This window comes from Rhizobium sp. ZX09 (assembly GCF_017357485.1).
In the GTDB taxonomy this organism is placed as follows: Bacteria; Pseudomonadota; Alphaproteobacteria; order Rhizobiales; family Rhizobiaceae; genus Agrobacterium; species Agrobacterium pusense.
In genome coordinates, this window is record NZ_CP031364.1 from 2,012,175 (window position 1) to 2,037,255 (window position 25,081).

Consider the following 25,081-nt stretch of genomic DNA (forward strand, 5'->3'; position numbering starts at 1 on the left):
GGGTCTATTCTCCCGGCGGCGGCTCTGCCGCATAGTGGCGTGCCCCGCGCCGGCATAGATAAACCTCCCGTTCCGGATGTCGCTCGATGATGAAGCCGGCGCTGCGAAGCATTGCCTCCACCGCGGCCCTGTTGGGTATGAACCAGTTCGTCGGATCGGCCGCATACCGTTCCTCCACGAAAAACAGTTTGGGATAAGCGGGATCCTCGAACATGGCCCATTCGGAAAACGGGTAATCTTCTTCGAGGTCGGGTATTCTCCCGTCACCCCGCTGGAGCGACTGGAAGAGCATCATGTCGGCTGCGACATGTTCGTGGATGAGATCGAGCGCCAGCAGCGGATGCCGCAGATGGTAAAATACGCCCATGAAGATCACGAGGTCGAAACGCTCTTCAAGCTTGGCCACGTCATAAACCGACAATTGCCGGAACTCTATGTCGAGTCCGGATTGCTCGGCGACAAAGCGGGCCTGGGCGAGATAGTGCGGATCGGCATCGATGCCGACGACACGCCCGGCATTGCGACGTTTCATTTCCACGCTGTAAAACCCGGCATTACAACCGATATCGAGAACGCTGCGACCGCCGAGATCTTCTGGAATGATGTGGCGAAAGCCCTCCCACTTAAATGCCGGGTAGTTACCGAGAAAGTGGTCTGGCGCTGTTTCCACGCCTTTGATCGCCATGTTCTGGAACCAGGGCCCGAGATCCTCGATCTGCTTTTCCAGTTTCTGGCGCATGGTCATGGTCCCAGCACTGCGCCGGCGGCGATTGCTCCGCTGCCCGCCGGGAGCGCTACTGCCTTGGAGTTCCCGCCAGCCAGGGCGAAGGCGAACCAGTCCGCTGTGTGGCGAAGGCCCTCGGTGAGCGGTACTTGCGGCGCCCAGCGCAGCAGTTCCCGGGCGCGGGAAATATCCGGCCGCCGCCGTCGCGGGTCGTCAGTCGGCAAGGGACGGTGTACCAGTATCGACCGGGTGGGAACTGTCAGAAGAACGAGGTCGGCCAGCTGTCTGATCGTGAATTCGCCTGGGTTGCCAAGATTGACGGGAACGCCCGGATTGGGGTCGACATCCATGAGCGCGATCAGCCCCGTGACGAGATCGCTCACATAACAGAAAGAGCGTGTCTGCTCGCCCGTCCCGTAGATTGTCAGCGGCTCGCCCGCAATCGCCTGCACGAGCAGATTGGACACGATACGCCCGTCATCCGGTCGCATGCGCGGTCCATAGGTGTTGAATATCCGGGCGATGCGTGCGTCGACCTTGCCTGCACGCAAAAGATCGAAGCACAGCGCTTCCGCCGCGCGTTTTCCTTCGTCATAACAGGCGCGAGGCCCCGTGCAGCTCACATTGCCGCGGTAGTCTTCGCGCTGCGGATGTTCGTCCGGGTCGCCATAGATTTCGCTCGTGGAAGCCTGCAGGAAGGAGGCACCATGGCGTTGCGCGAGAGCAAGAAGATTGCCGGTGCCTGAAACGCAGGTCATCATCGTATGAACGGGATCGGCCTGATATTGCGGCGGGGACGCCGCACAGGCGAGATTATAGATCTGCTGAACCGGTTCATCGATGTCCTGCAATTCGCATATGTCGGATTCGATAAGCCGGAAACGTGGATGATTGACGAGCGGGCGGACATTCGACCGCGAACCGGTCAAGAAGCTGTCGACGCAGATGACCCTGTCACCGCGTGCAAGCAGCGCGTCACAGAGATGCGAACCCACAAAGCCGCCGCCACCTGCGACAACAACCGTTCTAGTACCTTGATTTCGCTTCGGCATACTCGCTCTCCCTGTTCTGGAGCCTGAAGGGGTGTTTCGCCGTTTCCGGAACCCTCGCCGGTATTCCGTTGAGATGTGATGTCAGTTCGGCGGCCCTTGTTTCGCCGGTGTGGTGCTTGAGAATCCGACGCTGGGCCTGGGCCGCGATGGCTTTCCTGCGTTCTGCCCCCACGGAAGTTAGCGCCTGCATCACCTGTTCCGTGTTGCGGGCAATGAGAACGGCTTCATTTTCGGGCAGAAGGTCTGCGAGGCCCGGCCAGAAGTCGCTGATGATCGGCGTGCCGCATGCAGCGGCCTCGAAAAGACGGACGCTCGGCGACCAGCCGGCCGCAACCATATCGGCGCGCGTGATGTTCAGCGTGAAACGCTGGCGGCTATAAAATGCCGAATGTTTTTCAGGCGGCAGATGTTCGATGCGCTCGACATTTTCCGGCCAGTCGATGTTGCCGGGATATTGCGGGCCGGCGACAACGAACCGCATGTAGGGCAACCGGCGTGCCGGTTCGATCAGCAGCTCTTCAAGTTTCGGCTGGCGGTCCTGGCTATAGGTGCCGAGGTAACCGAGATCCCACCGGGTTTCATCGCCAGATTTCCGGTAACGGGCCGCATCGACAGAGCAGTAGAGCGCTTCCGCGCGCTGCGCGCCATAGTGCTGTTCAAGGCGATGTAATGTGTCGCCGCCGGTGAAGGAAAAATAGATGTCGAACAGGGGGATCTGCCTTCGGGCGAGATATTCTTCGTCGTTCCTGTTGAGTTTCTCAAGAGTTACCGGCGTATCGATGTCATAGAAGCAGAGCCGTTTCGGTCCGAGCGCCTTGACGGCGTCGATGACGCCGACCCCATCCGGCACATAGGATCCGACGATGATAGCATCCGCCTGCCGCAGCCGCTGCGCATACTCCTGCGTCACGGCGATCGGGTCATCGTAATAGACGAGCTCGCAGAAATCAGGAGCGGGCAGATCGCGTTTTGTCGCATACCACGGCGTGTCGCGCTCCAGAAAGAGCATCCGGTGGCCAGCCGCGGCGAGACCGCGAATGAGCGAGCGGAAGGTTGTGGCATGACCGTTGCCCCATGATGACGAAAGGCTGAGGCCCAGGAAGACGATGTCGAGCGGTTTTATCATTCCGCCGCCTCCACGCTCATGGCGCTGCGGGCGCGAAACAATCGGTCCACGTCCTCGGCGCGACGTTCATAGGTATGTTCGTGTCGCACTCTTGTCGAGGCGCGCTCGCCGATGGCGGCCGCCCTTGCAGGGGTGAGCGCCAACAGGATATCGATGACATCCTTGCCGTCGCGTGCGATCAGGATTTCCTCCTCGGGTTTCAGGAAAAGGTCGATACCGTCCCAATGGTCGGTGATGATGCAGGCAGCAGCCCCCGCGGCCTCGAAGACACGGGTCGCGGGCGAGAACCCGTTCTGGGCCATCGAAGCGCGCGAGACGTTCAGGACCGCTTTCGGCGTCGCGTTGAAGGCATTGTGGTCGCGGGTGGAGACATGGCCGACATAGCGGATGTTCGGGGACATCGCCTTTCCTTGCCAGCCCGATCCGCCGAGCAGGAAGGTTTCTTTATCGAGACGTGCGGCCGGCTCGAGGAAGAATGTCTCGACCCTTTCCTCACGATCCGGAAGGCGGTTTCCGAGAAATCCCAGAGAGGCAGCGAAGCGCCGGTCGGGTGGAACGGGGTGATGGGTTTCGGGATCGAGTGCATTATAGACGGGGATGCAGTCTCTGGCGCCGAGCGACCGATAGGCGTCGATCACCGGCTCGCCGCCGCCATAGGTCAGCACAAGATCCGTCCGCGCCAGTGCATGGCGCAACGGGTGGTCCGGAGAGGTCCGCAGTTCGGCAAGCGTGGCCGGGGCGTCGACATCCCAGAAAATCGTCAGCGCATTCTCGCGGGCGTGATCCAGCACCTCGGCCATCAACAGATCATCCTCAAACCCGACGCCGCTTGCCTTGACGACGATATCGGCCTCCGCCGCGCGGCTTGCAGCCTGTCGCAGCGCGCTGACGGTTCCTTCATAAACAACGACCCTGCACCAGTCCGGCGGGTCGATATCGCGGTTCTTCTGCCGGTCGAATATGTCGGGCTCATAGAAGGTGATATCGTAACCTCTGGCTGCCAGGGCCTTCAGCAATCCGCGATAGTAGGTGGCGGCGCCGTTCCAGTAGGCGGAGAGGAGGCTCGATCCGTAAAAGGCGATCTTCATTGTGCTGCCTCCCGTGCGGACAATGCGTCATCGACGCGTGCAGTACCGCAGGCCCTGAGTATTTCCAAAAGCTCGTCAACGCGGTGGCGGCATGTATGCCGGGCGCGTATGGTTTCGAGACCGGAGCTGACGAGATGTCCGGCCAGCTCACGATCGGCAAGGACGTTGCGAAGCTGTCGCGCCATCGCCTCCCCGGAACTGACGGAGAGATAATCCTCGCCCCCACGGAAAAGCCCTTCGCAATCGTCCCAGGGGGCCGAAATGAGAGGAATGCCGCAGGCGAGGGCTTCGAACATGCGAATGGTCGGAATGCCGGGCAGATGCTCGACATAGGGCCGGCGTGGAATGTGAACGGTCACCCTGTTCTGCGCGAAGGCGCCGGGCACGGAAGCGTTGGCGATCCATCCTCCATAGGCGATCCCCGCCCGTTTCAGAGCATCCAGCGCGTCTTGCGGGTAACGAACCCCGCGCACCGTCGTCTTGAGGCCGAGTTCCGCCGCCGGACGGACGAGATATTCACCGATTTCGGCCGTCCGTTCGTCATCGCCCCAGTTCCCGATCCAGATCAGATCGCCGATCTTCTCTGTCGATGGCTGCGGCCTGAAGATAGTGTCGTCAGCGGCCTCATGCCATGTAAAGACGTTGCGTCCCCAGCCGGCGTCGAGATAGCGCTGGCGTAATGTCTCACCGAAAACGAGAACACCGTCAAAGGCGGAAAGATCAAGGCCGGCAATGTCGCCGTCGGTCGAGACTGCACGGTGATGCGTGTCGTGAAACAGGAGCGTGAAGGTCGCGCCCGACTGCCGCAGGCGGCCGAGATGCGCAATCGTTGCCGGTTCAGTCCATTCATGGACGATGACGACATCGGCATCATCAACCGCCGCCTCGTGGTCGAAATCCTCGTCATAGATGACGGACCGCAGATCGGGAAAGGTATCGTGAAAGGCGGCGATAGCGGCGCTGCCCTGATCGGCCTCCAGATTTTTACGGCTCCACGATCCGACGGGTTCGAGCGCGATGGCGACATGTCCGCGCCGCAGGAGATCGCGCGTGATCCCCCGCAGGAAATGGGCATTGCCGTGGTTCCAGTCCGAGATCAGAGAGTGCGTATAAAAGACGAACTTCATGGTCTACTCCGCAGCTGTGAGGAGGCGGGGCGAACGTGCCGCCGCGCGGTAGTGATCGAGCATGGCGTCGCGCTGCGCCTTGCGGGTGAAGGTCCCGGAGCGCAGCAGCGCCTGCGTCGCCAGCCTGTCCCTTAGAGATTCATCGCCCGCAAGACGGTTCAGGGCGGCGGCGAACGCGGATGGATCGCGTGGCGAAGCAAAGAGTGCGGCGCCACCCCATAATTCGCGGTATGTCGGGATGTCCGCCAGAACCAGCGCGCAGCCGCTTTTTGCGGCTTCGAGCGCGGCAAGGCCGAAGGGTTCATAAATGGAGGGCGAGACGAATATCGCGGCGTCGCGCATCAGCTTCATGATCTCGGAATGTGCACATTCCCCGACCGGGCGGGCATTAGCGATATCCAGATGCTGGCCGTTCGGACCGCTCGTCGAACCGGCCATAAGAATGGGCCAAACGGTATCGCTCGCTGCCTTGTCGAGAACCGCACCGTTCTTTCCCTCGTCCCACCAGCGTCCCGCCGCCACCACGACATCGCCTTTGTCCCCGGTCTGCGATACGCTGTCGCTCGCATTGTAGACGACCTGCAGCGAGGGTAACGGCCCATAGGCCGCCCTCACGTTTTCTGCATGGCTCCGGCTCGGAACGAGAACGAGATCGGCCTGGTTGAAGCCCCGGCGGCCCAGTTCCTCATGCCACGCCCAGTCGGGCGGCGGCTTTGTTCCACGCACGGCGGAAAACCACGTCGGTATGCAGGAATGCGACACCACCACCACCGGCTTTGCGACAGCAAGCCCGGCGGCCTGCGACGGCAGGTTGAGGTGCAGGAGATCGACGTCGTGCAGTCGGACGACCTCTTCGATCATTGCCGGTATGGCGGAGAGTTGTGCCGGGTCGTTCGCCATCCAGTCGAGCGGCGCATTCAGCCAGACGAGCCGGCAATTCCGGGGTATCTCGAGGATCTGTTCGGCCGTTGGAGGTGGACCAAAACCGGTCAGGACAATTTTTATATCCTCGTCTTCAAGCCCGGCCGCGAGATCGAGCGCGTAACGCCAGACGCCTCCGACCGCGTCGACGGTAACGAGAATGGTTCGGATATGCCCGTTAATCGCCGGCGGTGTCATGCGCGCCTCCTGCTGGTATCGACTGGCGAGGCCATGTCACGAAACCGGCTTTCGATCAGCCATGCCGCGAGATCGCGAAGTCCGGAACGCCACGGTGTGGTGGCCTGCCATCCCAGCATCCGTTGCAGTTTCCGGGTGTCTGCGACGAAAAACAGCTGATCGCCGGCGCGCCAGTCGCCGAAGTGAATGTCGGCCTCGCGTCCGATCACAGCCTCGATTTCCCGGATCACTTCCAAGACGCTGACGGCGTTGAGCGGACCACCTCCAAGATTGAAGGCTTCACCCGTCACGGTCCCGATGTTCAGAAGCGCCGCACGATAGGCCGCGACCGCGTCCTTGACATGAAGGACATCGCGGACCTGCCTGCCGTCGCCATAGATTGATACCGGTTCATTCGCCAGCAGCCGAAGCAGAAAATGCGCAACCCAGCCCTGATCCTCGGTACCGAACTGGCGCGGGCCATAAATGCAGCTCATGCGAAGCACGCTGGTGGGAATGCCGAAGGAGTGGGCGTAATCCAGCACATATTGATCCGCCACGCCCTTCGAACAGCCATAAGGCGTGCAGAAGGCCAGCGGCCGGTCCTCGTCTATTCCAACGGCGCGTATATCCTCATCAGCGGGAAGATAGCGGTCGCCAGCCTCGATCATGTCAAGATCGTCGAGAGCGCCATAGACCTTGTTGGTGCTGGCGAAGATGACGCCAGCCCTTCGACCTGCCCGGCGCACCGCCTCCAGCACATTGAGCGTCCCGCGCCCGTTCGTTTCGAAATCGTCCGGCGGATGGGCGAGGCTGGTCGTTACCGCCGTCTGGGCGGCCAGATGAAAGACCGCTTTTGCATCGGTAAACACCGCGTCGATACCATTGAAATCGCGGACATCGGCGAGAACCGGATGAACCCTGTCGCGATGCCGCTCCATCAGCCATGCGAGGTTCTGATCGACGCCCGGGCGTTGAAGATTGTCGAGAATGACGACATCCTCGCCATCCCTGAGGAAACTGTCCGCCAGATTGGACCCGATGAAACCGCTGCCGCCGGTAATGACGATGGGTGCCGCATGGGTGGCAAGACGTGGCGTCGCAAGCCGCGTTACGTCCGCCAGCCGGTCAATGCCACCTTCGGTCAGCAGGCGCGCCAGAAGTTTGGGCTGGTTGTCATGACTGACGGCGCCGAGATGGTAGTGTCTGGGGTCAAACCAGAGGCCTTCCTGTACCGCGACGTCGGGCGGCACATCCTGCCAAGCGTACCAGTACATCCGGTCGGCGTCGACATTGAGCGCCACCATGAAGCGCCGTGCCTGCTCGATTTCGTCTTTGCGCCAGGTCGAATAACCGGTTTCCGTGATCCAGATTTCCGCACCGGGATTGTAGCGGTCGAGAACCTTGCGCATTTCGCCGAGATGCATGTCCCAACCGCCCCACGCACCCTGTTCGCTGTCCCATGTCCCGGGAAAACCGTGAAAACCCACGGCGTCCACGACGCCAAGAACGCCGCGTTCCCCCATGAGGTTCAGCCAGAACGGATCGAACGGGCAGGGGCCGCCAAGGACGGGCTTGAAGCCCCGCTGTCTCGCCCAATAAGCCGCACCGCCCACCATTTCGCAAAACAGCATGAAGTCGCTGTCTTCCCGCCAGTCCCAGTCGAGCAGGTTGTTCGGTTCGTTCCACAATTCGATATGGGTGAAATGCCGCCCGTAGCGGGTAAGGATGTGGTCGACAAAATCGGCGTAGGATTTAAGTTCCACGGGCGCGCCGGACGAGCGCCCGGTGCGCGACATCGAGGGCGGGGTGTAGTGGATGCAGGGCAGAATTTCTATCTGGGCGGCGAGATGGGGAATGAGCCAGTCGAACCATTCCTCGCCACCGGGCGCCAGATACTCCGCCCAGGAGAGATGGGTGCGTAGATAGCTGGCGCCGCTGGCGCAGATATCCGGCAGGGCGGTTTTCGCCCTCTCATATTCGCCAGGGCGAAACCATTCCACGAAACCGAATTTCCGCGGCGGAACCGGCAGGCTGCTGACGCGCTCCGTCATGACACCAGCCCTCTTGCAAGCAGTTCCTGTTGCATCTGGGCGCCGCGGTCCTGTCCGCCGGTGCTGCGCACCCAGGCGGCGAATGGGCCAAGGGAGGTTTCCAGACGATGGCGGGGTGTGAAGCCCAGAAGCTCCTGCGCTTTGGAAATGTCCGCGAAGCAGTTGCGGATATCCCCGGCGCGGGCCTGGAGCGTAATCTCCGGCGTGAGGTCGGGGCAATCCATCGCCTGCGCCAGAAGGGCGGCCACCTCGGCGATCGTGTAGGCTTGACCGCTGCCGACGTTGAAGACGTGGCCGGGTGCTGCGGGTTTCTCCAGCGCGAGACGGAAGGCGCGGGCAACATCCTGCACGTGAACGAAATCGCGGCGCTGCTCGCCGTCCTCGAAGATGATCGGGCGCTGGCCGTTGGAAAGGCGTGCTGCAAAATTCGCCAGTACACCGGTATAGGGGTTGGAAAGCGCCTGGCCCGCTCCGAAAACGTTGAAAAGACGCAAGGCCACCGCTTCAACCCCGTAGGCACGACCGAATATCAGCACTTGCTGCTCCTGCGAATATTTGGTCAGGGCATAGATCGAGGCCAGATCGACGGGCTTTTCCTCGTCCGTGGCGACTGGCGTCAGGCTGGCGCCATGGGCATCGGCGGGATCCCATATATGGCGCTTGACCAGATCGGCGCGCCGGCGCACGTGGCCCAGGATCGCGCCTTGGCGGTCGCGGTACAACCCTTCGCCGTAAACGCTCATCGAGGAGGCCACAACGATCCTGCGGACGGGACGTTCGATCATGGCTTCAAGAAGAATGGCCGTGCCGAGATCATTGCTGCCGACATAACGGGCGATCTCGTACATGGACTGGCCGACACCCACTTCGGCCGCGAGATGCACCACGGCATCCGCGCCATCCAGCGCGGTAATGACGGCGTTCTTGTCACGTATGTCGGCCTTGACGATGTCAGTGATATTGCCTGGCGCCGGGCCCCCGTTGCCGTGGACCTGATCGATGAACGCGTCGAGAATGCGAACGCTGTGACCGTGATCGGCCAGTTCCGCCGCTACATGCCGGCCGATGAAACCGCCGCCGCCTGTTACGAGAATTGTCGCCATCTGGAATATCCTTTGCCCGGTCGTCGGGGAGCGAATTGGGGGGCCCAACCGCAGACCGTTGCAAAAGTTCCTTCTTGAATGACTTCAATGTTGTCTTCTACTTCATCAATGACTTCTTCCGGAACCAAAGCCGTGCACTATTGTTCGGCACCTCCGAGCCCGTTGTTTTGCTTCCGACGGGCATGCCTGCCGTAATCAGGACAAGGAGCGTTGTGATGAATCTCGTCGATAACCGTAGCAGCACCATGCAGGCTGCCGTCGTCACTGGCCCTGGAACGCTGCACGTCGAAGCCCATCCCCTTGCCGCGCCGGGACCGCATCAGGTTCGGATAAGGCTGGAAGGATGCGGCGTCTGCGCTTCCAATCTGACACCCTGGTCCGGTCCCGAATGGATGCAGTTTCCGACGGAGCCGGGCGGTCTCGGCCATGAGGGCTGGGGGGTGATCGACCGGGTGGGGGCGAGTGTCGACGACCTCAAGATCGGCGACAGGGTCGCGGCGTTGAGTTACCATGCCTATGCCAGCCATGATATTGCCGATGCCGGCCTCGTGGTGCGCCTGCCGTCCGAGCTGGATGGTCATCCATTTCCGGGCGAGCCCCTCGGCTGCGCCATGAACATCTTCGAACGCAGCGGGATTGAGGCAGGGCAGACGGTCGCCATCATCGGTATCGGCTTCATCGGCGCGTTGTTGACGCAGCTTGCCGCCCGCCGCGGGGCAAGGGTCATTGCCATATCGCGGCGGCCTTTTTCGCTTGAAGTAGCGCAACGGATGGGCGCGACTGAGCTTGTCGAGATGGATGATCACTGGCGCATCATTGAATGTGTCAGGCAGTTGACTGACGGGCGCTTCTGCGATCGTGTCATCGAAGCGGTGGGCAAACAGTGGCCGCTTGATCTCGCAGGCGAACTGACGGCCGAACGCGGCCGGTTGATCATCGCCGGCTATCACCAGGACGGGCCGCGCCAGATCAATATGCAATTGTGGAACTGGCGCGGGCTTGATGTCATCAATGCGCATGAAAGAGATCCGGCCATCTATATCAGCGGAATGAGGAAGGCCGTGGCAGCGGTTGCCGCGGGCGAGCTCGATCCGTCGACATTATATACTCACCGGTATACTCTGAATGATCTGGACCGGGCGCTGAACGATACCAGGGATCGTCCCGAGAGTTTTCTCAAAGCGCTGATAACTTACCCATAAGCGAACCGTGAGGTCGCCTGCATTGATGGGATTCTAGTTTTGCCCGGTTCGATCGCAAGGCCGCGATGGTGCCCAAGGGTACGGAAACGTACATGGCATTTCCTTGCAATTTCAAGCTGCTAAGTTGCCGCGCGTTTGGTGTCGTCGAGCGAGGGGGAAGCGGGTAACGGTTATGCCTGGATCGAGTATTTTTGCGCGCAACCGATTGCTGAGGGCGTTGGGTGAAGTGGGCTTTTCGCGGCTGGTCGCCCGGATGGAGATGATCAATCTGCCCGTGGGCTATCAACTGGTCGGCGCCAACACGCCCATCTCGCGCGTCTGTTTCATTGAGAGCGGTATTGCTTCGTCCGTGGCCCGGACGGAAGGCGGCAAAAGCATGGAGAACATGCTTGTCGGCCGCGAGGGCATGACCGGATGGCCTGTTCTGCTCGGCGCGCGGACAACGCCCGACGAGACGACGATGGGCGTCGCGGGCGAGGGATTCGTCATCGCTGCAGCCGATCTCAGGCACGAGATGGAACGGGACGCACGCCTTCGCGACCTGTTGCTGGGATATATCAATATCTGTCTGCTTCAGGTGGGTCAGCTTGTCCTCGCAAACGGACAATATGCCCTGCGTGAAAGGCTGTCCCGCTGGCTGCTGATGTGCCACGACCGGCTCGACACCGATGATCTGCCCATTACGCATGAGTTCATGTCGAGTGTATTGGGGGTGCGACGGCCGGGAATCACCAATGAGCTGCATATCCTCGAGGGCATGCGGGCCATCAGGGCAACACGCGGCAATGTGCGAATCATCGATCGCAAGGTGCTCGAGGAGATAGCAGGGGTCACCTATGGTGTCCCCGAAAAGGAATATGAGAGCCTGATGGCGCAATGGCGGGCAGAGATTCCCGTTCCCTCAGGGCTTCCTGTCGAGGGCATCGGCGAAGGGAACCACTTTTAGGAGCTCGCGGGCCGAATCGCGAATGACGACGCATCCTTCGGAGATGTCGTGTCCCTGAAGGATCGCCTCGCTCATCAGTTCGCGGGCGTCCTTGCGGGCTTCCTCTATGGCCTGATCGAGCGAGGCGAGATCACTTCCCTCGTCATCATCGAGAATATGCTGGCCACTGACGATGCTGAAGAAAAACCTTGGCATTGAAGTGTCCCCAGAACCTGACGGCTTCCGGCGGGTTTCCGCCCGCCGCTAACCGAATTCCCGCAAAATTTGCGCCTGCTTTTCCAGCCGCCCGGCAAGCTCGGAAATGCTCATGTTCGTCGCACAGAGATGGATTGCGCATTCGAGGAACTGCAGCGACGACCGCCTCAGAAAGTCCTGCTGTTGCTCATACGCGATCCGGGAGATGCGATCGGGCTCATGGCGTTTGTCCGTCATCATCGTGCTCCACCAGTTTGTGTCAAAACCGCCTAACTTCGACCCGGCGGAATGGTTTCGAAAAATTCGCCCCGGTCGCCGGGCCGGGAACATTGCCCGGGCTGAGTGGTTCGGGATCAGCGAAACGACTCAGGAGGCAAAAATGGGTAATAACTCGCCAAGCGACGGTGCGCCGGGCACCACCGACCAATCACCGCGCTGGGAGGGGCCGGAAGAAAACAGGCCGCGCGGCTACCTGAAGCCCAAGGACGATCCAGAACGTGACAGGGACGCCGTGGGCGAAAATCTGCGCGATCCAAGGAAAAAACGCGTCTCCGACGCGATGAAGACCAAGGACGACCAATAGGACAGGAGGAAACGATGTCGACCTCGACAAAGACACCGGCAAGCATCCGCCAGGGCGGCCCCGGCGCGTCCCATGAAAACGCCAAGGCGCCGCTGGACATCAAGAAGCCGCCCGCAGACAGCGACAGGCGCTCCCAAAGCAAGGTCTCGGGTGGTGGCGGCGAGCGCGACAGCCACCACACGCATGATCCGGAGCGAAAATGACGCCGGTTCGGGAGAAGACCGATGAAAAAGGGCAAGAAGAAAAAGAAGTGGTCGCAGAAGGTAACCAGCGAAAGCGATGCGCTTGATCTCGAGAAGGATGTTTTCACGAAAAAGGATCCCACCGGCATTGCCCGGTCGCTGAAAGCCTCGGCGGAACACTCGACACGGCGCAAGGCCAATCCGTTCCGCTCGGCAATGTCGATGCTGGTTTTCTATATCAATCGGGCAGGTGGCAAACTTCCGAAGGAGCGTAAAGAGGTTCTGGAGGAGGCAAAGGACAAGCTGAGAAAGGAATTCGGCAAGTCATAATTGGGCGGTTTTCCGGGAATTCATCAGTCGGTGCTGCCGCCGAATTGCCACGAAAACACCCAGATTCATTCAGCCACAGTTCACCCGGCGGGGCGCTAAATCGCTCTATCCCATAAGGAGGGAGATGCGATGCGTAAGATGATTTTAACCGCTGGAGTAATTCTCGGCGCCCTGTTGGGCACTGGCGCGAACGCCATGCCCGTCGGTCAACCATCCGCACCTTCGGCATCCCACATTCAGAATGTGGACTATGCCTGCGGCCGCGGCTTTCATCTGACACCCCGCGGCTATTGCCGCCCGAACGGACCGCGCTACGAGCGTGGCTGGGACCGGCGCGATCGCTGGGAGGGTCGCCGCGAATGGCGCGAACGTCAGGCACGGCGCGAATGGCGCGAGTGGCGTGACCGCCGCGAGTATCGTGACTGGCGAAACCGTCGCGATTATTACCGCTACTGACCAGACGAGGCCCTCCATCCGGAGGGCCTTTTTGCTGTTCCTTCTTTGCAAAACCGCCCCAGGGTTTCCGACCGGGGATGTGCGCCCGGAGAATTCGGGAAAATCCAGGCAACCTCCGGCGTCCTTCAGGGTTTGCCTCTATCGTCACTGACATGGAGGACCATCATGGAGATCACCAGACGCACGATTCTCGCCGCCGGCGCGGCAACCGCTGCCGCAGCCGTCTTCCCCCGGCCGCACGTGGCGCGGGCGGCGCTTCCCCTCAGCCAGCCGGCACTTCCGTTCGCCGAGGCGGATCTGGCGCCGGTGATTTCGGCGAAGACTGTGGGGCTGCATTATGGCAAGCATCACAAGGCCTATTACGACAAGCTCAATACGCTGGCCGCCGGCACCCGTTATGCCGATATGGAGCTCGATCGCATCGTCGTCGAATCCGCCCGGTCGAAGGAGGCTGCGGACGTCAAGATCTTCAACAATGCGGCCCAGGCCTGGAACCATGTTGCCTATTGGGATCAGTTCGTTCCGGGCGGCCCCAACCGTCCGCAGGGCGATCTTGCCGCCTCAATCGACAAGACGTTTGGCGGTTATGACGGCTTCGTCAAGCGCGCCGTCGATGTCTCGGACACCGTGTTCGGCACCGGCTGGGTGTGGCTGACGCGTGACGACAGCGGGCTTGCGCTGATCGGCTATGAGGATGGCAACAACCCCGTCGCCGTCGGCCGGCCGGCCTATCTCGGCATCGATATCTGGGAACATGCCTATTACGTCGATTATGAAAACCGCAAGGCCGAACACATCCGCGCCGTGCTCGACAAGCTGGTCAACTGGCGGGTTGTGGAGGAGCGCATGAAAGCCTAGCCGCGTTTCGCCGCCGGGCCACATTTCCCGGCGGCTTGCCCTCAGGTGCATTTGAGCTACTATGCCGCCATGGCGGGGAGGCCATGTTACAGGAGGGTTCATGAATTACCGGTTTTCGAAACGGCGCATGGTGTTGAAACTTGCCGCCGCGGCAGTTTCTTTCGGCATGTTGGGAATGACGGCGAGCGCGCAGGGCTTTCCGGATCGGACGATAACGCTGGTGGTTCCCTTTGCGGCCGGCGGCTCCACTGATGTGGTCGCCCGCGTCATCGCGCAGAAGATGGGCGACGAACTTGGCCAGCAGATCGTTGTTGAAAATGTCGCCGGCGCAGGCGGCAATCTCGGCGCCGACCGCGTTGCCCGCGCGGAACCGGACGGCTATACGATCCTGATGGGCACGGTGGCGACCCACGCTCTCAACCCGCTCATCCTCAAGACCAAGCCCTATGATCCCGAAAAGGACTTTGCTCCAGTTTCATTGCTGGTGGTGGTGCCGAACGTGCTGGTCGTTAACCCCAAGCTCAACGTCAACAGCGTCGAGGAACTGATCGCGCTGCTGAAAGCCGAGCCGGACAAACATGCCTATGCGTCTTCCGGCAACGGCACGCCGCTTCATCTTTCCGGCGAGCTGTTCAAGAGCATGGCTGGCGTCAGCATGCAGCACGTGCCCTACAAGGGTTCCGGCCCGGCGCTCAACGATCTTCTCGGCAACCAGATTTCCATCATGTTCGACAATCTGCCATCTTCGTCGGGCCACATGAAATCCGGCACCTTGCGCGCACTTGGCGTGACCACCAGCGAGCGCGCTTCATCCTTCCCGGATCTGCCGACGATCGCCGAAACCGTACCGGGTTATGAGACCTATACCTGGAACGCGCTCTTTGCACCGGCCGGAACGCCGGCCGAGGTGGTCGACAGGCTGAATGCCGCCGCCAAGAAAGCGCTTGCCGATCCGGCCGTCGCCGCCCGCATGGCGGATTTCAGCGCCAAAATCGTCGCCTCCACGCCAGAGGAGCTGAAAACCCATGTCTCGGCTGAAATCGCCAAGTGGGAACCCGTCGTCAAGGCGGCAAATGTCCAGATGGATTGATCGGGCTCGATAGACCGATCTTCCGATTTCCGCTGCGTCTCCAGAGGGGCGCGGCGGGGCTTCTGGCATCATAAAGCCGTTGCCGGGCCGCATCGGCCACGGATATAGTCGCCAGGCGCCAATGTGGCGTTTTCGCATCACTTGCCACAAGGTTGCAAAAACCGGCTTGGCAAGTCTGCTAGGTTCAGCTAGAAATTTCTTTACCGCGTCAGATCGAACCAAGGGAGGCGTTGCATGACACCAGCATTCATCGAAACCCTCCCGCAGGGAATGACCAGACACTAGGTCATATCCATTCGCGGCCCGCCTTTTGCGCGCCCGACATGCGGTTTTGTTTTCCTTCACAGTCCGATTGATCTGACGGGATCATTTTGTCTCCCGCCTGGACTGTGCCTTCCAACTTCCATTTCAAGGACCGGTCGCCGAGCAGAATGGCGCCGTGCTGGTAAAAATGTCTCGCAAGAAGCTCGATTTCCGCGCCGATGCCTATCGCCATGTGCTCGGCTTTGTCTTTCACCACTGGAGCCACCGGCCGGCGCTGGTGGGTTTCATCATCGTTCTGGTCATCGCCAGCACATTGGCCGAAGTCATGGTGCCGGTCTTCTCCGGGCGGATCGTCGATGCGATCGCCGGCGGCGATGCGGCGGATCAGGCGCTGCGCGCCTTCGTCATCGTGGTGGCGCTGGGGCTGACCAGCGTCGCGCTGCGCTGGTTCATCTTCAACGGCATCATCCGGCTGACGTTGAAAACCATGGCGGATGTTACCAATAACGGTTTCCACAAGGTGCAGCGTTTCTCCACGGACTGGCACGCGAACAGCTTTGCCGGCTCCACGGTGCGCAAGATCACGCGTGGCATGTGGGCGCTCGATTCGCTCAATGACCTCCTGCTCATCGCGCTTCTGCCATCGCTCGTCATGCTGGTGGGCGCCACCATCGTTCTCGGCAGTTACTGGCCCGTCATGGGCCTGATCGTCGGTCTCGGCTCGCTGATCTATGTCGGTGTGACGGTGGGGCTTTCCATGGGATATGTTTCGCCGGCCGCACGGCTTGCCAATGCCTGGGATACGAGGCTTGGCGGCGCGCTGGCGGATGCCATCAGCTGCAATTCGGTCGTGAAGGCCTTTGGCGCGGAAACGCGTGAAGAAACGCGGCTCGGCCAGGTGCTGGTGAAGTGGGATAACCGCACGCGCAGGACATGGAAACGCGGCACGATAAACGGCACGATCCAGAGCTTCATGATGGTTTCCATGCAGGCCGGCATTCTCGGCACCGGCCTCATCATGTGGCGACAGGGACTGGCGACGCCGGGCGACATCACCTTCGTGCTGGCCATGTTCTTCGTGCTGCAGGGATATCTGCGGGACGTGGGGCAGGATATCCGCAACCTGCAGCGCGCCGTCAACGATATGGAAGAGCTGGTGCTGCTTTCCAAGATGCCGCTTGGCGTCGAGGACCGGCCAGATGCGAAACCGATTCATATTGGAAAAGGCGAGATCGTTTTCGATCACGTCACCTTCCAGTATGGCGCGCACGCCACGCCGCTTTATGATGACTTCTCAGTCACCATAAAACCCGGTGAGCGTATGGGACTGGTCGGCCACTCCGGCTCTGGCAAGACGACCTTCGTCAAGCTCATCCAGCGCCTCTACGATATCAGGTCCGGTGCAATCCGCATCGATGGGCAGAACATTGCCGATGTCACCCAGGCGAGCCTGCGAGGGCAGATTGCCATCGTGCAACAGGAGCCGATCCTGTTTCATCGCACACTGGCGGAAAACATCGCCTATGGCCGGCCGGACGCGTCGCGGCGCGAAATCGAGCAGGCGGCGAAACAGGCCAGCGCCCATGACTTCATCATGTCCCTGCCCAAGGGCTATGAGACCATGGTGGGCGAACGTGGCGTCAAGCTGTCGGGCGGGGAGCGCCAGCGGGTCGCGATCGCCCGCGCCTTCCTGGCGGATGCGCCGGTGCTGATCCTTGATGAGGCAACCTCAAGCCTCGACAGCGAAAGCGAGGTGCAGATCCAGCGGGCTATGGAACGCCTGATGGAAGGGCGCACCACGCTGGTCATCGCCCACCGGCTTTCGACCGTCAGGGCTCTGGACCGTCTGCTCGTATTCGACAAGGGCAGGATCGTTGAAGAGGGCGACCATCAGGCGCTGATCCGGCTCAATGACGGCATTTATCGCCGGTTGTTCGAGCGGCAGGCTCTGGAACTTACCAAGGGCTTGGTCGCATGACAAAAGCAACGCCGGAGCAAGTGATGCTCCGGCGTTGCCGTGCCGCATCGTCGATCCGCGCACGACTTTTCCGCTAAGGACGCGTATCTCCGAGCAAAAACTGACGGAGCCTGGAAACCACCAGCCTCTCCGGGCGTTTGGGTGTTTGAGTTAAGCCTGAAGGGAGAACAGCCATGGCCGACGATGCCACCGTCACCATTCGCGCCATTTTCGAAACACGCGAGGCAGCCGATATCGCCGTCGAGCATCTGGTCCAGCAGCACGGGATCTCCCGTCCGGATATCTTCATCCAGTCCACATCAGAGCAGAATACGACCGGCACCCAATCTTCACGTGGTGACCTGCCTCGCAGCGATGCGCCGCATGAGGGCGAGATCGAGGTGTCCGCCGATATTGCATCCAGCCGGATTGCAGCTGTCCAGCGCAGCCTCGGTGACGCGGGTGCGATCCGCGTTTCACACCGGTGATGTCAAAACCGGGAGGCCAATTCCGTACCTGCCGCCCGCGCCGCGCACCGCAATGAGGAGCCTGCAATGAGCAACTTCGAACTCTATTACTGGCCGGTCCCGTTCCGAGGCCAGTTCATTCGCGGGCTTTTAGCGCATGGCGGGTGTACCTGGGACGAACACGATGCCGGTGCAATCGAGGAGATCATGGGCCGTGATGCCGGCAAGCAGCCCATAGCGTTCATGGGACCGCCGGTGCTGATCGATCGAGAGCGCAATTTCGCGCTCTCGCAGATGCCCGCAATCGCCCTCTATCTCGGCGAGCGGTTGCAGCTTCTGCCGCCGGGCGCCGAGGGACGCGCGCTCACTGCCAAGATCGTAAACGATGCCAACGATGTGATCGATGAACTGACGCTCGACGGTGGGCGCGAGATGTGGACCCCTGAAAAATGGGAGGCGTTCGTTCCCCGGTTGCAGGAGTGGATCCGCATTTTCGAGGACACGGGGGCGAGACACGGTCTGACCGGCGATTCGGGGTTCATGCTGGGAACGGAGACACCCGGCGTCGCAGATGTCGTCACGGCCATTCTCTGGACGACAGTTGCAGACCGCTTTCCAGTCATCAGGCGCATAATCGAGGATACCTCGCCCGTCATCTGGGCCTATTCCAGCCGAATGAAAGAGACGGCCCCGCTGGCCGCCCTGAGCCGCCGCGCCTTTGAGGACTATGGCGACGCTTATTGCGGCGGGCAGATTGAAAAATCGCTGCGGAAAGTAGCTGGCTGAGGACCGGGGCATCATCGGCCCCCGGTCAGAAAACGACCCGGCCGCAGCTAGGGTTGCTCCAGCCTTTTTAGCGATTCCTGCGCAGTCGCGAGTCCCTGATCGGCGGCCTTGCGGAACCATGTGATGGCCTCGGCCCGATCCTGCGCAACGCCATGTCCCATTGCATACATGTTCCCTAGATTGCCCTGTGCGACGGCAAGCCCCTGATCGGCGGCTTTTTTATACCAGCTGACTGCTTCACCATAGTCGCGGGTAACGCCGAGACCCTGATCGTAGAGCAGGCCGACAGCGTACTGAGCGGTTGCAAAACCCTGATCGGCGGCACGGCGATACCAGATCAACGCCTGTGCATAATCCTGAGCGACACCCTGGCCGCTTTCGTAGCTGTACCCCAGATTGTACTGGGCGACAGCCAGCCCTTGTTCTGCTGCTTTGCGGCCCCAGGACACGGCGAGTTCCAGGTCCTGCGGAACATCCTGGCCGACCGCATAGAGATCGCTAAGGCTGCTTTGCGCCTCCGCCCAGCCCTGATCCGCCGCTTTGCGGATGTATGCGGCGGCGAGTGCCGTATCACGGTCGACGCCCAGACCCGCCTGGTAAAGAACGGCAACCTTATATTACGCGGCCGGGCTTCCCCCATCGGCGAGCGGTTTCCACGAGCGCAGGGCGGCGCCATAATTGCCGCTGTCATAGGCCGCCTGTCCGTCTTCAAGTGCCGTTGGCGCGGCAAGTCCTGACGTGAGGGCCGCAGCATTGGCGCCACGTTCCGGCAACGGATCAATGGAGGCTGCAGATACGGTGTGAGTGTTCCAGTCCGGCAGGTCTGGCAGATTTCGCGGCAGGTCCTCACGCCACACGTGGGTTTGGGTCCTGATTTTAATGCCGCCGCTTTCCGCCAAAACGGTTTCCGTCGCTTCGAGGGTCGATCCATCGCGCAGTGACATGACGACAGTCATCTGCACTTTTTTGCTTGCGTTTCTGGCGGCCGCCAGTTGCTCGTCGCCAAGCTGTTTGGCCTTTTCACCGAAGCTTGAGATCACTCCTTCCACCGCAGAAGCCTGTGATTGCTGGAGCGCAACGCGGTCGTAGGTTTTTTGGAGGCTGAAGGTGGCTGTTTGTCGGGAGATATCTGCGGTCTCGAGCGTCCATTCGATGGCGACGGGAATGGGCGTTCCCCGCGCATATTCCATCACCGACGCCGTACCTGACTGGCCGATCTCGTATGTGGAACTTTCCTGCTCCTGTACTGTGGAAAGAAGCTCTGCCTCCGGTGCGAGATTATGAATAACCAGGATTGGATCGCTTTTGATGCCCTCGACAATATCGCGCAAACCCGCTGGCTGCTTCGCAACGCTGCCATCCGGTCCGACAACCGAGGTGCTGTGCAGGTTGCCGAGGATCGCATCCAATCCGACGAGTTTGCCAGGAAAGCCGTTAAGTCCCGCTTCATATTCCACCTGCCGGACGCCATAGGCCGACAGAGAGTTCCGATAGAGAGCGTTCATTGCGTAAGTGTCTGCAGCGCCCTCGGCGTCCTGTGGCAAATCTGCGCTGAGGGACCAGCGCACGCGCATACCCTGCGCATCCCGCGACAGGACCGTCATGCGCTGCCGAAAATCTCCGCGCATGATCGCTGCCGGCCTGTCGAACCACAACGACATGTCGGTGGAGGTGGTTTTATGGGAACGGTAGAGATATTCCGCCCCCGTTTCCGGGGCGTAGCCGGGAACGACCACGCTGTCGGCGGCAAGAGCTTGAACCCCGCTCAACAGGCATGGCGAAAGGAGCAAAACGAGGGTCTTCCGAAGGCCTTTCATTTTAGAATCCCTTTTGTACCTGCGATGGCAAGCGGATGGTATCCGTCTCGGATTTCGGGTTTGCGGCAAACTCTACCGGCGTCAAACCAGAGCCAAAATACGGGCTGGTCCGCCTGTTCCGCCTCGGTGGGCAGGCGCGCCGACGATGATGGTCGCCCCCTTGGCCGGCAGTGCTTCCAGATTGTTCAGTCCCTCGATCCCGTAGCGCCCAGCGGGTAGCCAGGAATTATGGACAGCGAAGTCTGCAGAATTGCCCGGATCCAGCGAGAGTGTGTCGACGCCGATGGCGACTGTATCCAGCTTGAGCAGGAGGTCGGTGGCCGATTTGCCGAAGCCGGGGAAGGCAAATTTTCCGGCATCGTCATTACGGAAGGCCGGGCTTTTCACCTTCGTTGCCCAGCCGGAGCGCAAAGCCACGATTGCGCCTGCCGGAATGTCGCCATTTTCCGATATCCAGCGTTCGATGTCGCCCGCCTCGACCGTGGAGTTGGCGTCCTCCCTGGCGCGGTCCGTAATGTCGATGATGACCAGAGGGGCGACGAGCTTTTGCGGCTCGAGTTGATCGACGCTGGCGCCGTCTGCGCTAAAGTGGAAAGGCGCATCGATATGCGTTCCGGTGTGTTCGAAGATGGTCAGCTTATGGAGTTGATAGCCGCTTTTGGCGATATCTGCTGCCCACTCCATCTCAATGCCGGGTTTTCCGTCGAACGTCGGAAACGTGGAATCGTAGGTATGGGTGAGATCGACGACCTGTCTGGGCGATTGCGCCAGAACCGGGGCCGCGAGGCTTCCCGCCGCCATCGCCGTTACACCCGCCACTGCACCCTTGAACAGCAGACGCCGTGACAGCATGTTCTGTTTGACGTTCTCGATCACGCAGCTATTGCACATGCCTTATTCCCTCCATTGAGAAATTCCCCGGTTGCAAGCGTAACGCAAACACGCAGGGGCGCAAGGCGGGAGCGTTGCCGATTTTTCACCCGTATTCACATCGCGGTTTCGCCAAGCCGGCGTCCATAGGCGGCGATTGCCTTGCCCACCAGCAGGCGGGTGTTCTGATACCGCGCAAGGGCGGCAGGAAGATCGTCCGTTTGCCGCAGGGCGTCGCGCAGCGCCATTGCATCGCCTGCCGCCTTTGAAACACCCATTGCCGTGTGGGGACGAACGACAAAGGCGGCATCTCCGACCAGGGCGATACGCCGGGAGACCATGTGTTCCGCCTGGTAATCAAAAATCCCCTGGATCGATGGCGTCTCCTCTACGTCCACGGCAAGCGCCATTTGCGGCGGCAGAAGGGAAAAAGCCTCTTCGCGCAGTTGCGCCCTCCGGCTGCCGGAGAGCTCGCCGCGGGGTAGGGAATGCTCGAAATGCCTGCCGTCCCGGCCCGTGAAGGTTCGGGCGAGATCTTCGGCAGGCGTTGGACGATACCAGACCCAGTTATAGCGACGCTGTCCCTGCCGGGTCTCGCCGCGCGATCCCGGCACGAGATAACCCAGAACATGAATTCCGGACGTGATGTAGAAGGCGAAACGGTCCAGCAGCAGGGCGGCGTCGGCAGGCAGTCTTGTTTCGGGGATCAGCCCGCGCCAGGCGACGTAGCCCGCATAGGCGTTTTCCGAATGCTGGTTGACGGCGCTGCGGATGGCCGAACCCAAACCATCCGCGCCGATCACGAGGTCAGCACGTTCCTCCATGCGATCGGCAAAGGAGAGCGTCACTCCATACGGGTCTTCGCGAACGGCGTTGACGTGATGGCCGAGACGATAGGTATCGGAGAGGAGGCGTGAGGATACGCTCTCAAAGAGGTAGTCCCATGAGACCTGCATCTGCGGCGTTTGCTGGCGCTGGGCAATGCGCCCGCCGGCATCGAGGTAGATGCGCTCCTTCGCAACCACACCGATCTGGGCAACGTCTTCGCAGCCGATTTCCCTCAGAACGTCGAACAGGTCCTGTTGAGGCACCAGTCCCGCGCCGCGCCCGGCAAGCCCGGATGACGAGCGTTCGTAGACCTTTACATCGTGTCCGTCCTGCTGAAGCAGTATCGCGGTGAAAAGCCCGGCAAGCGAGCCGCCAGCGATGCGGATTTTCAGTGGTTTCATGGCCGTACCTGCCTTTCGATATCGATCTGGCAATTGTTCGTTCTGTCTCGACGGGAGAAGGCCGGCGGATCGGATACGCCGGCCCTACTGAAGGAGAGGATGTTCAGCCTGGCATGATTGCCGGCTGGTTTGCGGGAAACCTGGCGATATCCTCGATGCTGACATTCAGGTGCTGGGCAACGAGCGCCGGCGGGGTATGCGTGAGCCAGGAAGAGAGGCTGACTTCCTGATACTCTGCCGTCTTGAAGACCGCCACGAACTGCAGGTCGGTCTTGCCGGTATTCTCGATGATGTGGCCCTGGCTCCGTTTCACGTAGCCAATGTCGCCGGCGCGGAAATCGGCGGTCTGGCTGCGCGGACCGGCGTCGAACACGGTCATCCGGCCCTCACCCTTGATCCAGTATTGCCATTCGTCCGCGTTGGGGTGCCAGTGCATTTCGCGCACCCCGCCGGGCTTGATCGTTTCGATGGCGGCGGCGATGGTTTTGGACACGGTAAAGGCGCTGCTGTCGGCAAGGCGAATGACGCCAGCAGCGTTCTCCTTCAGCGGTTTGGAGGCCGCGAGCTTGTAGGTGAAGGGGTGAGGGGGAAGTCCTGCACCGGCAACGGCTTCCTGATCCCTGGAGAGAGGTCCAGGCTCCTTGCCCTGAAAAATCCAGAGGTTCTGCAGTGGAATATTGCGGAACACATCCTGCTCGACGCCGAAATTCTTCGCCAGCAGTTCAGGTGAGGTATGCGCCAGCCAGTCTGTCAGTAGCAGGGTGCCATATTCGGACTGGTCGCCTTCGTCGAACACAATCACGAATTCGCAACCATCGGGACCAAGTCCCTGCAGCGAATGGGGATAACCGGCCGGAAAATACCAGAGATCGCCGGCCTCGACGTCCTGGACATAAGCACGGCCTTCGGTATCGAGCACGGTGATACGGCAGCGTCCATTGGTCATGATCGCCCATTCCGCGGCGCGGTGCCAGTGCATCTCGCGAATGCCGCCCGGTCCCAGTCGCATGTTGACCCCGGACACGGCATCCGAAATCGCGAAATCGGATTTGGTCACCTGACGTGCCCAGCCGCCGTTCTGGATACGCTTGGCGGCATTGTTGAACGAACCCCAGAAGAGCTGCATGTCGCCGACATCCGTCGCGGGCGGGTTCTGGAAGGAGGGGAACTGGTCGTTGATAACAGGGTTCTTCGGGCCGGGATCGCTGAGCCCCGCGGCATTGGCGTTGATTGCTCCCTCCGCAGGCTGATCGGGATTGCCGAAAGATGCTGCCCCGGCGGTGCTGGCGGCAAGCGCGGTGCCGCCGACGGCGCCGATTGCGAGGACTGCGCGTCTGGTCAAAGCTTCCATTTCAGAACTCCTTGTTCATGGCGAGTTGCGACGAGGTATCGGTATCGTCGGGTTGTGATGCAAGCTGGAGCGCGGCAATGCGATCAATCAGCTCGGCATTGAAGAGACGGTGCTGCAGTTGACAGAAGGCTTTTGGCTCGAGCGCCTCGTACCGGTCCGTTTTCCGGGCGGCGCGGATGGCGATGCAGGACGTTTTGTCATCTGCCGGAGCTGACACGCCTGTTGCCGCATCCTCCCCTGGAGCAACAGGACCCGAAAGTCCGGCCAGCCTGTCGATCGCCTGCGGCGTGAGGATGCGGAAGGCGCTGGCCGATGCAACGTTTTCAGAGACGGCAAGCGCCGGGTCGGTATTCCTGATCAGGAGAGCGTTGCCGGCGAGCACTGCGGTCGCGGCCAAAGCCAGCACCGTTGCGACCTTGGGATGTCGAGGTTTGCGCTCGTCTGTCGTCTGACTGATGGAGGTCATGCCCCGCTCCTCGAATTGGATGATCGTGTCGTCAGGACCGTCCGGAAAGGAGGCGTTTGACTGGGACAAGGCTACGGCGGGGCAGCGCTGGCGGCACCTATACAGAGGTCTAGTTGGTATGGCGGAAGGTCGTGGCGGTATGGCAAACGCCGAGAGGAATTCCGCCAACGGCAAGGCGTGCCCTGGCGGCACGGGGCCGGGGCATAAAAACAGGGCTCGAAGGGAGAGGCTTAGCGTGATGAAAGGCTGTCTTCGCCAGGCGTCAACCGAAGGTCAGGGCTGCGGTCCGAGAACCGATTCCAGGCATCCCATCAGTTTGCCGATATTGACCGGCTTGCGCAGAAAGGCCAGGGCGCCGCCGCTCAGGGCGGCGTTGCGGGTGCGGTCATCCTCATAGGACGTCACGAAAATCATCGGCGCATGCTCGCCGCGCCGGTTCAACTCACTCTGCAATTCGATGCCGGAGAGGCCGGGCATCTTCACATCCACAACGATGCAATCGATGTCCGCCTGCTGCTGCGCGTCCAGAAACTGTTCGGCAGAGGCAAACAGGCGGCATTGGTAACCGAAGGACATGATGAGATCGTCCATGGCTTCACGGATGGCAGGGTCGTCGTCAACGACGGCAATGACGGGAACGGGGGGCAATGAAAGCGACCT

Annotated in this window: 28 protein-coding genes and 1 pseudogene; 11 read left to right on the forward strand and 18 right to left on the reverse strand. The window is 61.0% G+C overall.

Annotation, left to right across the window (positions count from 1 at the left end; genetic code table 11):
- Positions 1-4: 4 nt before the first annotated feature.
- From BTN45_RS23865 to BTN45_RS23900, 8 genes are read right to left on the reverse strand one after another with little or no spacing between them, the layout of a single operon-like run.
- A complete protein-coding gene (locus tag BTN45_RS23865; RefSeq protein WP_207591488.1) occupies positions 5-739 on the reverse strand; it encodes a TIGR04290 family methyltransferase in 735 nt (244 codons plus the stop codon).
- A 2-nt stretch (positions 740-741) separates the two neighbouring features.
- Entirely contained in the window at positions 742-1,776 is a 1,035-nt protein-coding gene (locus BTN45_RS23870) for a UDP-glucuronic acid decarboxylase family protein (protein WP_207591489.1), read from the reverse strand.
- Complete coding sequence (locus BTN45_RS23875; RefSeq protein WP_207591490.1) at positions 1,751-2,902, reverse strand: glycosyltransferase; 1,152 nt, start codon at positions 2,900-2,902, stop codon at positions 1,751-1,753. Before BTN45_RS23875 ends, BTN45_RS23870 begins: the two co-directional genes overlap by 26 nt.
- Positions 2,899-3,990 (reverse strand): glycosyltransferase, encoded by a 1,092-nt coding sequence (locus BTN45_RS23880; protein ID WP_207591491.1) that lies wholly within the window; start codon positions 3,988-3,990, stop codon positions 2,899-2,901. The genes BTN45_RS23875 and BTN45_RS23880 overlap by 4 nt, the downstream gene beginning before the upstream one ends.
- Positions 3,987-5,117, reverse strand: coding sequence for a glycosyltransferase (locus BTN45_RS23885; protein ID WP_207591492.1), 1,131 nt, complete (start codon positions 5,115-5,117; stop codon positions 3,987-3,989). The genes BTN45_RS23880 and BTN45_RS23885 overlap by 4 nt, the downstream gene beginning before the upstream one ends.
- A 3-nt stretch (positions 5,118-5,120) precedes the next feature.
- Entirely contained in the window at positions 5,121-6,236 is a 1,116-nt protein-coding gene (locus BTN45_RS23890) for a glycosyltransferase (RefSeq protein WP_207591494.1), read from the reverse strand.
- Positions 6,233-8,269, reverse strand: coding sequence for an NAD-dependent epimerase/dehydratase family protein (locus tag BTN45_RS23895; protein ID WP_207591496.1), 2,037 nt, complete (start codon positions 8,267-8,269; stop codon positions 6,233-6,235). The genes BTN45_RS23890 and BTN45_RS23895 overlap by 4 nt, the downstream gene beginning before the upstream one ends.
- A complete protein-coding gene (locus tag BTN45_RS23900) occupies positions 8,266-9,372 on the reverse strand; it encodes an NAD-dependent epimerase/dehydratase family protein (protein ID WP_207591498.1) in 1,107 nt (368 codons plus the stop codon). The genes BTN45_RS23895 and BTN45_RS23900 overlap by 4 nt, the downstream gene beginning before the upstream one ends.
- A 215-nt stretch (positions 9,373-9,587) precedes the next feature.
- Between BTN45_RS23900 and BTN45_RS23905 the strand changes: the two genes are divergently transcribed.
- On the forward strand, positions 9,588-10,574 hold the full coding sequence (locus BTN45_RS23905; RefSeq protein WP_207591500.1) for a zinc-binding dehydrogenase: 987 nt from the start codon (positions 9,588-9,590) through the stop codon (positions 10,572-10,574).
- Positions 10,575-10,746: 172 nt separating this feature from the next.
- The gene (locus tag BTN45_RS23910; protein WP_022563933.1) at positions 10,747-11,520 is read left to right on the forward strand and encodes a Crp/Fnr family transcriptional regulator; all 774 of its coding nucleotides are present in this window, start codon (positions 10,747-10,749) and stop codon (positions 11,518-11,520) included.
- Here BTN45_RS23910 and BTN45_RS23915 read toward each other — a convergent pair.
- On the reverse strand, positions 11,476-11,715 hold the full coding sequence (locus tag BTN45_RS23915) for a hypothetical protein (RefSeq protein WP_022563934.1): 240 nt from the start codon (positions 11,713-11,715) through the stop codon (positions 11,476-11,478). The two genes, BTN45_RS23910 and BTN45_RS23915, sit on opposite strands and share 45 nt — an antisense overlap.
- Positions 11,716-11,763: 48 nt before the next feature.
- Positions 11,764-11,952 (reverse strand): hypothetical protein, encoded by a 189-nt coding sequence (locus tag BTN45_RS23920; protein ID WP_207591502.1) that lies wholly within the window; start codon positions 11,950-11,952, stop codon positions 11,764-11,766.
- A gap of 142 nt (positions 11,953-12,094) precedes the next feature.
- Between BTN45_RS23920 and BTN45_RS23925 the strand changes: the two genes are divergently transcribed.
- The 9 genes from BTN45_RS23925 to BTN45_RS23965 all read left to right on the forward strand — a co-directional run bounded on the left by BTN45_RS23925 (position 12,095) and on the right by BTN45_RS23965 (position 18,688).
- Positions 12,095-12,298, forward strand: a complete 204-nt coding sequence (locus BTN45_RS23925) for a hypothetical protein (RefSeq protein ID WP_022563935.1) — start codon at positions 12,095-12,097, stop codon at positions 12,296-12,298.
- A 14-nt stretch (positions 12,299-12,312) separates the two neighbouring features.
- Positions 12,313-12,501: a hypothetical protein gene (locus tag BTN45_RS23930; protein WP_006700510.1), complete on the forward strand. Its 189-nt coding sequence runs from the start codon at positions 12,313-12,315 to the stop codon at positions 12,499-12,501.
- A gap of 21 nt (positions 12,502-12,522) precedes the next feature.
- The gene (locus BTN45_RS23935) at positions 12,523-12,810 is read left to right on the forward strand and encodes a DUF3175 domain-containing protein (protein WP_006700511.1); all 288 of its coding nucleotides are present in this window, start codon (positions 12,523-12,525) and stop codon (positions 12,808-12,810) included.
- A 129-nt stretch (positions 12,811-12,939) separates the two neighbouring features.
- On the forward strand, positions 12,940-13,266 hold the full coding sequence (locus BTN45_RS23940; RefSeq protein ID WP_207591503.1) for a hypothetical protein: 327 nt from the start codon (positions 12,940-12,942) through the stop codon (positions 13,264-13,266).
- Positions 13,267-13,431: 165 nt separating this feature from the next.
- The gene (locus BTN45_RS23945; protein WP_207591504.1) at positions 13,432-14,124 is read left to right on the forward strand and encodes a superoxide dismutase; all 693 of its coding nucleotides are present in this window, start codon (positions 13,432-13,434) and stop codon (positions 14,122-14,124) included.
- A gap of 166 nt (positions 14,125-14,290) precedes the next feature.
- Positions 14,291-15,214 carry a tripartite tricarboxylate transporter substrate binding protein gene (locus BTN45_RS23950; protein WP_246751755.1) on the forward strand — a complete coding sequence of 308 codons (924 nt, stop codon included), beginning with the start codon at positions 14,291-14,293 and terminating at the stop codon, positions 15,212-15,214.
- Between the two features lie 451 nt (positions 15,215-15,665).
- Positions 15,666-17,456 carry an ABC transporter ATP-binding protein gene (locus BTN45_RS23955; RefSeq protein ID WP_207591743.1) on the forward strand — a complete coding sequence of 597 codons (1,791 nt, stop codon included), beginning with the start codon at positions 15,666-15,668 and terminating at the stop codon, positions 17,454-17,456.
- 173 nt (positions 17,457-17,629) lie between these two features.
- Complete coding sequence (locus BTN45_RS23960; RefSeq protein ID WP_080823111.1) at positions 17,630-17,923, forward strand: hypothetical protein; 294 nt, start codon at positions 17,630-17,632, stop codon at positions 17,921-17,923.
- A gap of 66 nt (positions 17,924-17,989) precedes the next feature.
- Complete coding sequence (locus BTN45_RS23965) at positions 17,990-18,688, forward strand: glutathione S-transferase (protein ID WP_207591506.1); 699 nt, start codon at positions 17,990-17,992, stop codon at positions 18,686-18,688.
- Between the two features lie 47 nt (positions 18,689-18,735).
- Here the strand turns inward: BTN45_RS23965 and BTN45_RS26450 are convergent, their stop codons facing one another.
- The 8 genes and pseudogenes from BTN45_RS26450 to BTN45_RS23995 all read right to left on the reverse strand — a co-directional run bounded on the left by BTN45_RS26450 (position 18,736) and on the right by BTN45_RS23995 (position 25,069).
- Positions 18,736-19,137, reverse strand: coding sequence for a tetratricopeptide repeat protein (locus BTN45_RS26450; RefSeq protein WP_246751729.1), 402 nt, complete (start codon positions 19,135-19,137; stop codon positions 18,736-18,738).
- Positions 19,117-19,293: pseudogene (locus tag BTN45_RS26455) on the reverse strand (sel1 repeat family protein); the annotation flags it as partial. The pseudogene BTN45_RS26455 and the gene BTN45_RS26450, both read right to left, overlap by 21 nt.
- Positions 19,294-19,305: 12 nt before the next feature.
- Entirely contained in the window at positions 19,306-20,505 is a 1,200-nt protein-coding gene (locus BTN45_RS23970) for a sel1 repeat family protein (RefSeq protein WP_246751730.1), read from the reverse strand.
- 81 nt (positions 20,506-20,586) lie between these two features.
- A complete protein-coding gene (locus BTN45_RS23975; protein WP_135856113.1) occupies positions 20,587-21,396 on the reverse strand; it encodes a cyclase family protein in 810 nt (269 codons plus the stop codon).
- Positions 21,397-21,491: 95 nt separating this feature from the next.
- Positions 21,492-22,604: an FAD binding domain-containing protein gene (locus BTN45_RS23980; RefSeq protein ID WP_207591507.1), complete on the reverse strand. Its 1,113-nt coding sequence runs from the start codon at positions 22,602-22,604 to the stop codon at positions 21,492-21,494.
- A gap of 103 nt (positions 22,605-22,707) precedes the next feature.
- Entirely contained in the window at positions 22,708-23,955 is a 1,248-nt protein-coding gene (locus BTN45_RS23985; RefSeq protein ID WP_207591508.1) for an oxalate decarboxylase family bicupin, read from the reverse strand.
- A gap of 1 nt (position 23,956) precedes the next feature.
- Positions 23,957-24,421: a hypothetical protein gene (locus BTN45_RS23990; RefSeq protein ID WP_207591510.1), complete on the reverse strand. Its 465-nt coding sequence runs from the start codon at positions 24,419-24,421 to the stop codon at positions 23,957-23,959.
- A gap of 273 nt (positions 24,422-24,694) precedes the next feature.
- Complete coding sequence (locus BTN45_RS23995) at positions 24,695-25,069, reverse strand: response regulator (protein ID WP_004444449.1); 375 nt, start codon at positions 25,067-25,069, stop codon at positions 24,695-24,697.
- Positions 25,070-25,081: the final 12 nt, after the last annotated feature.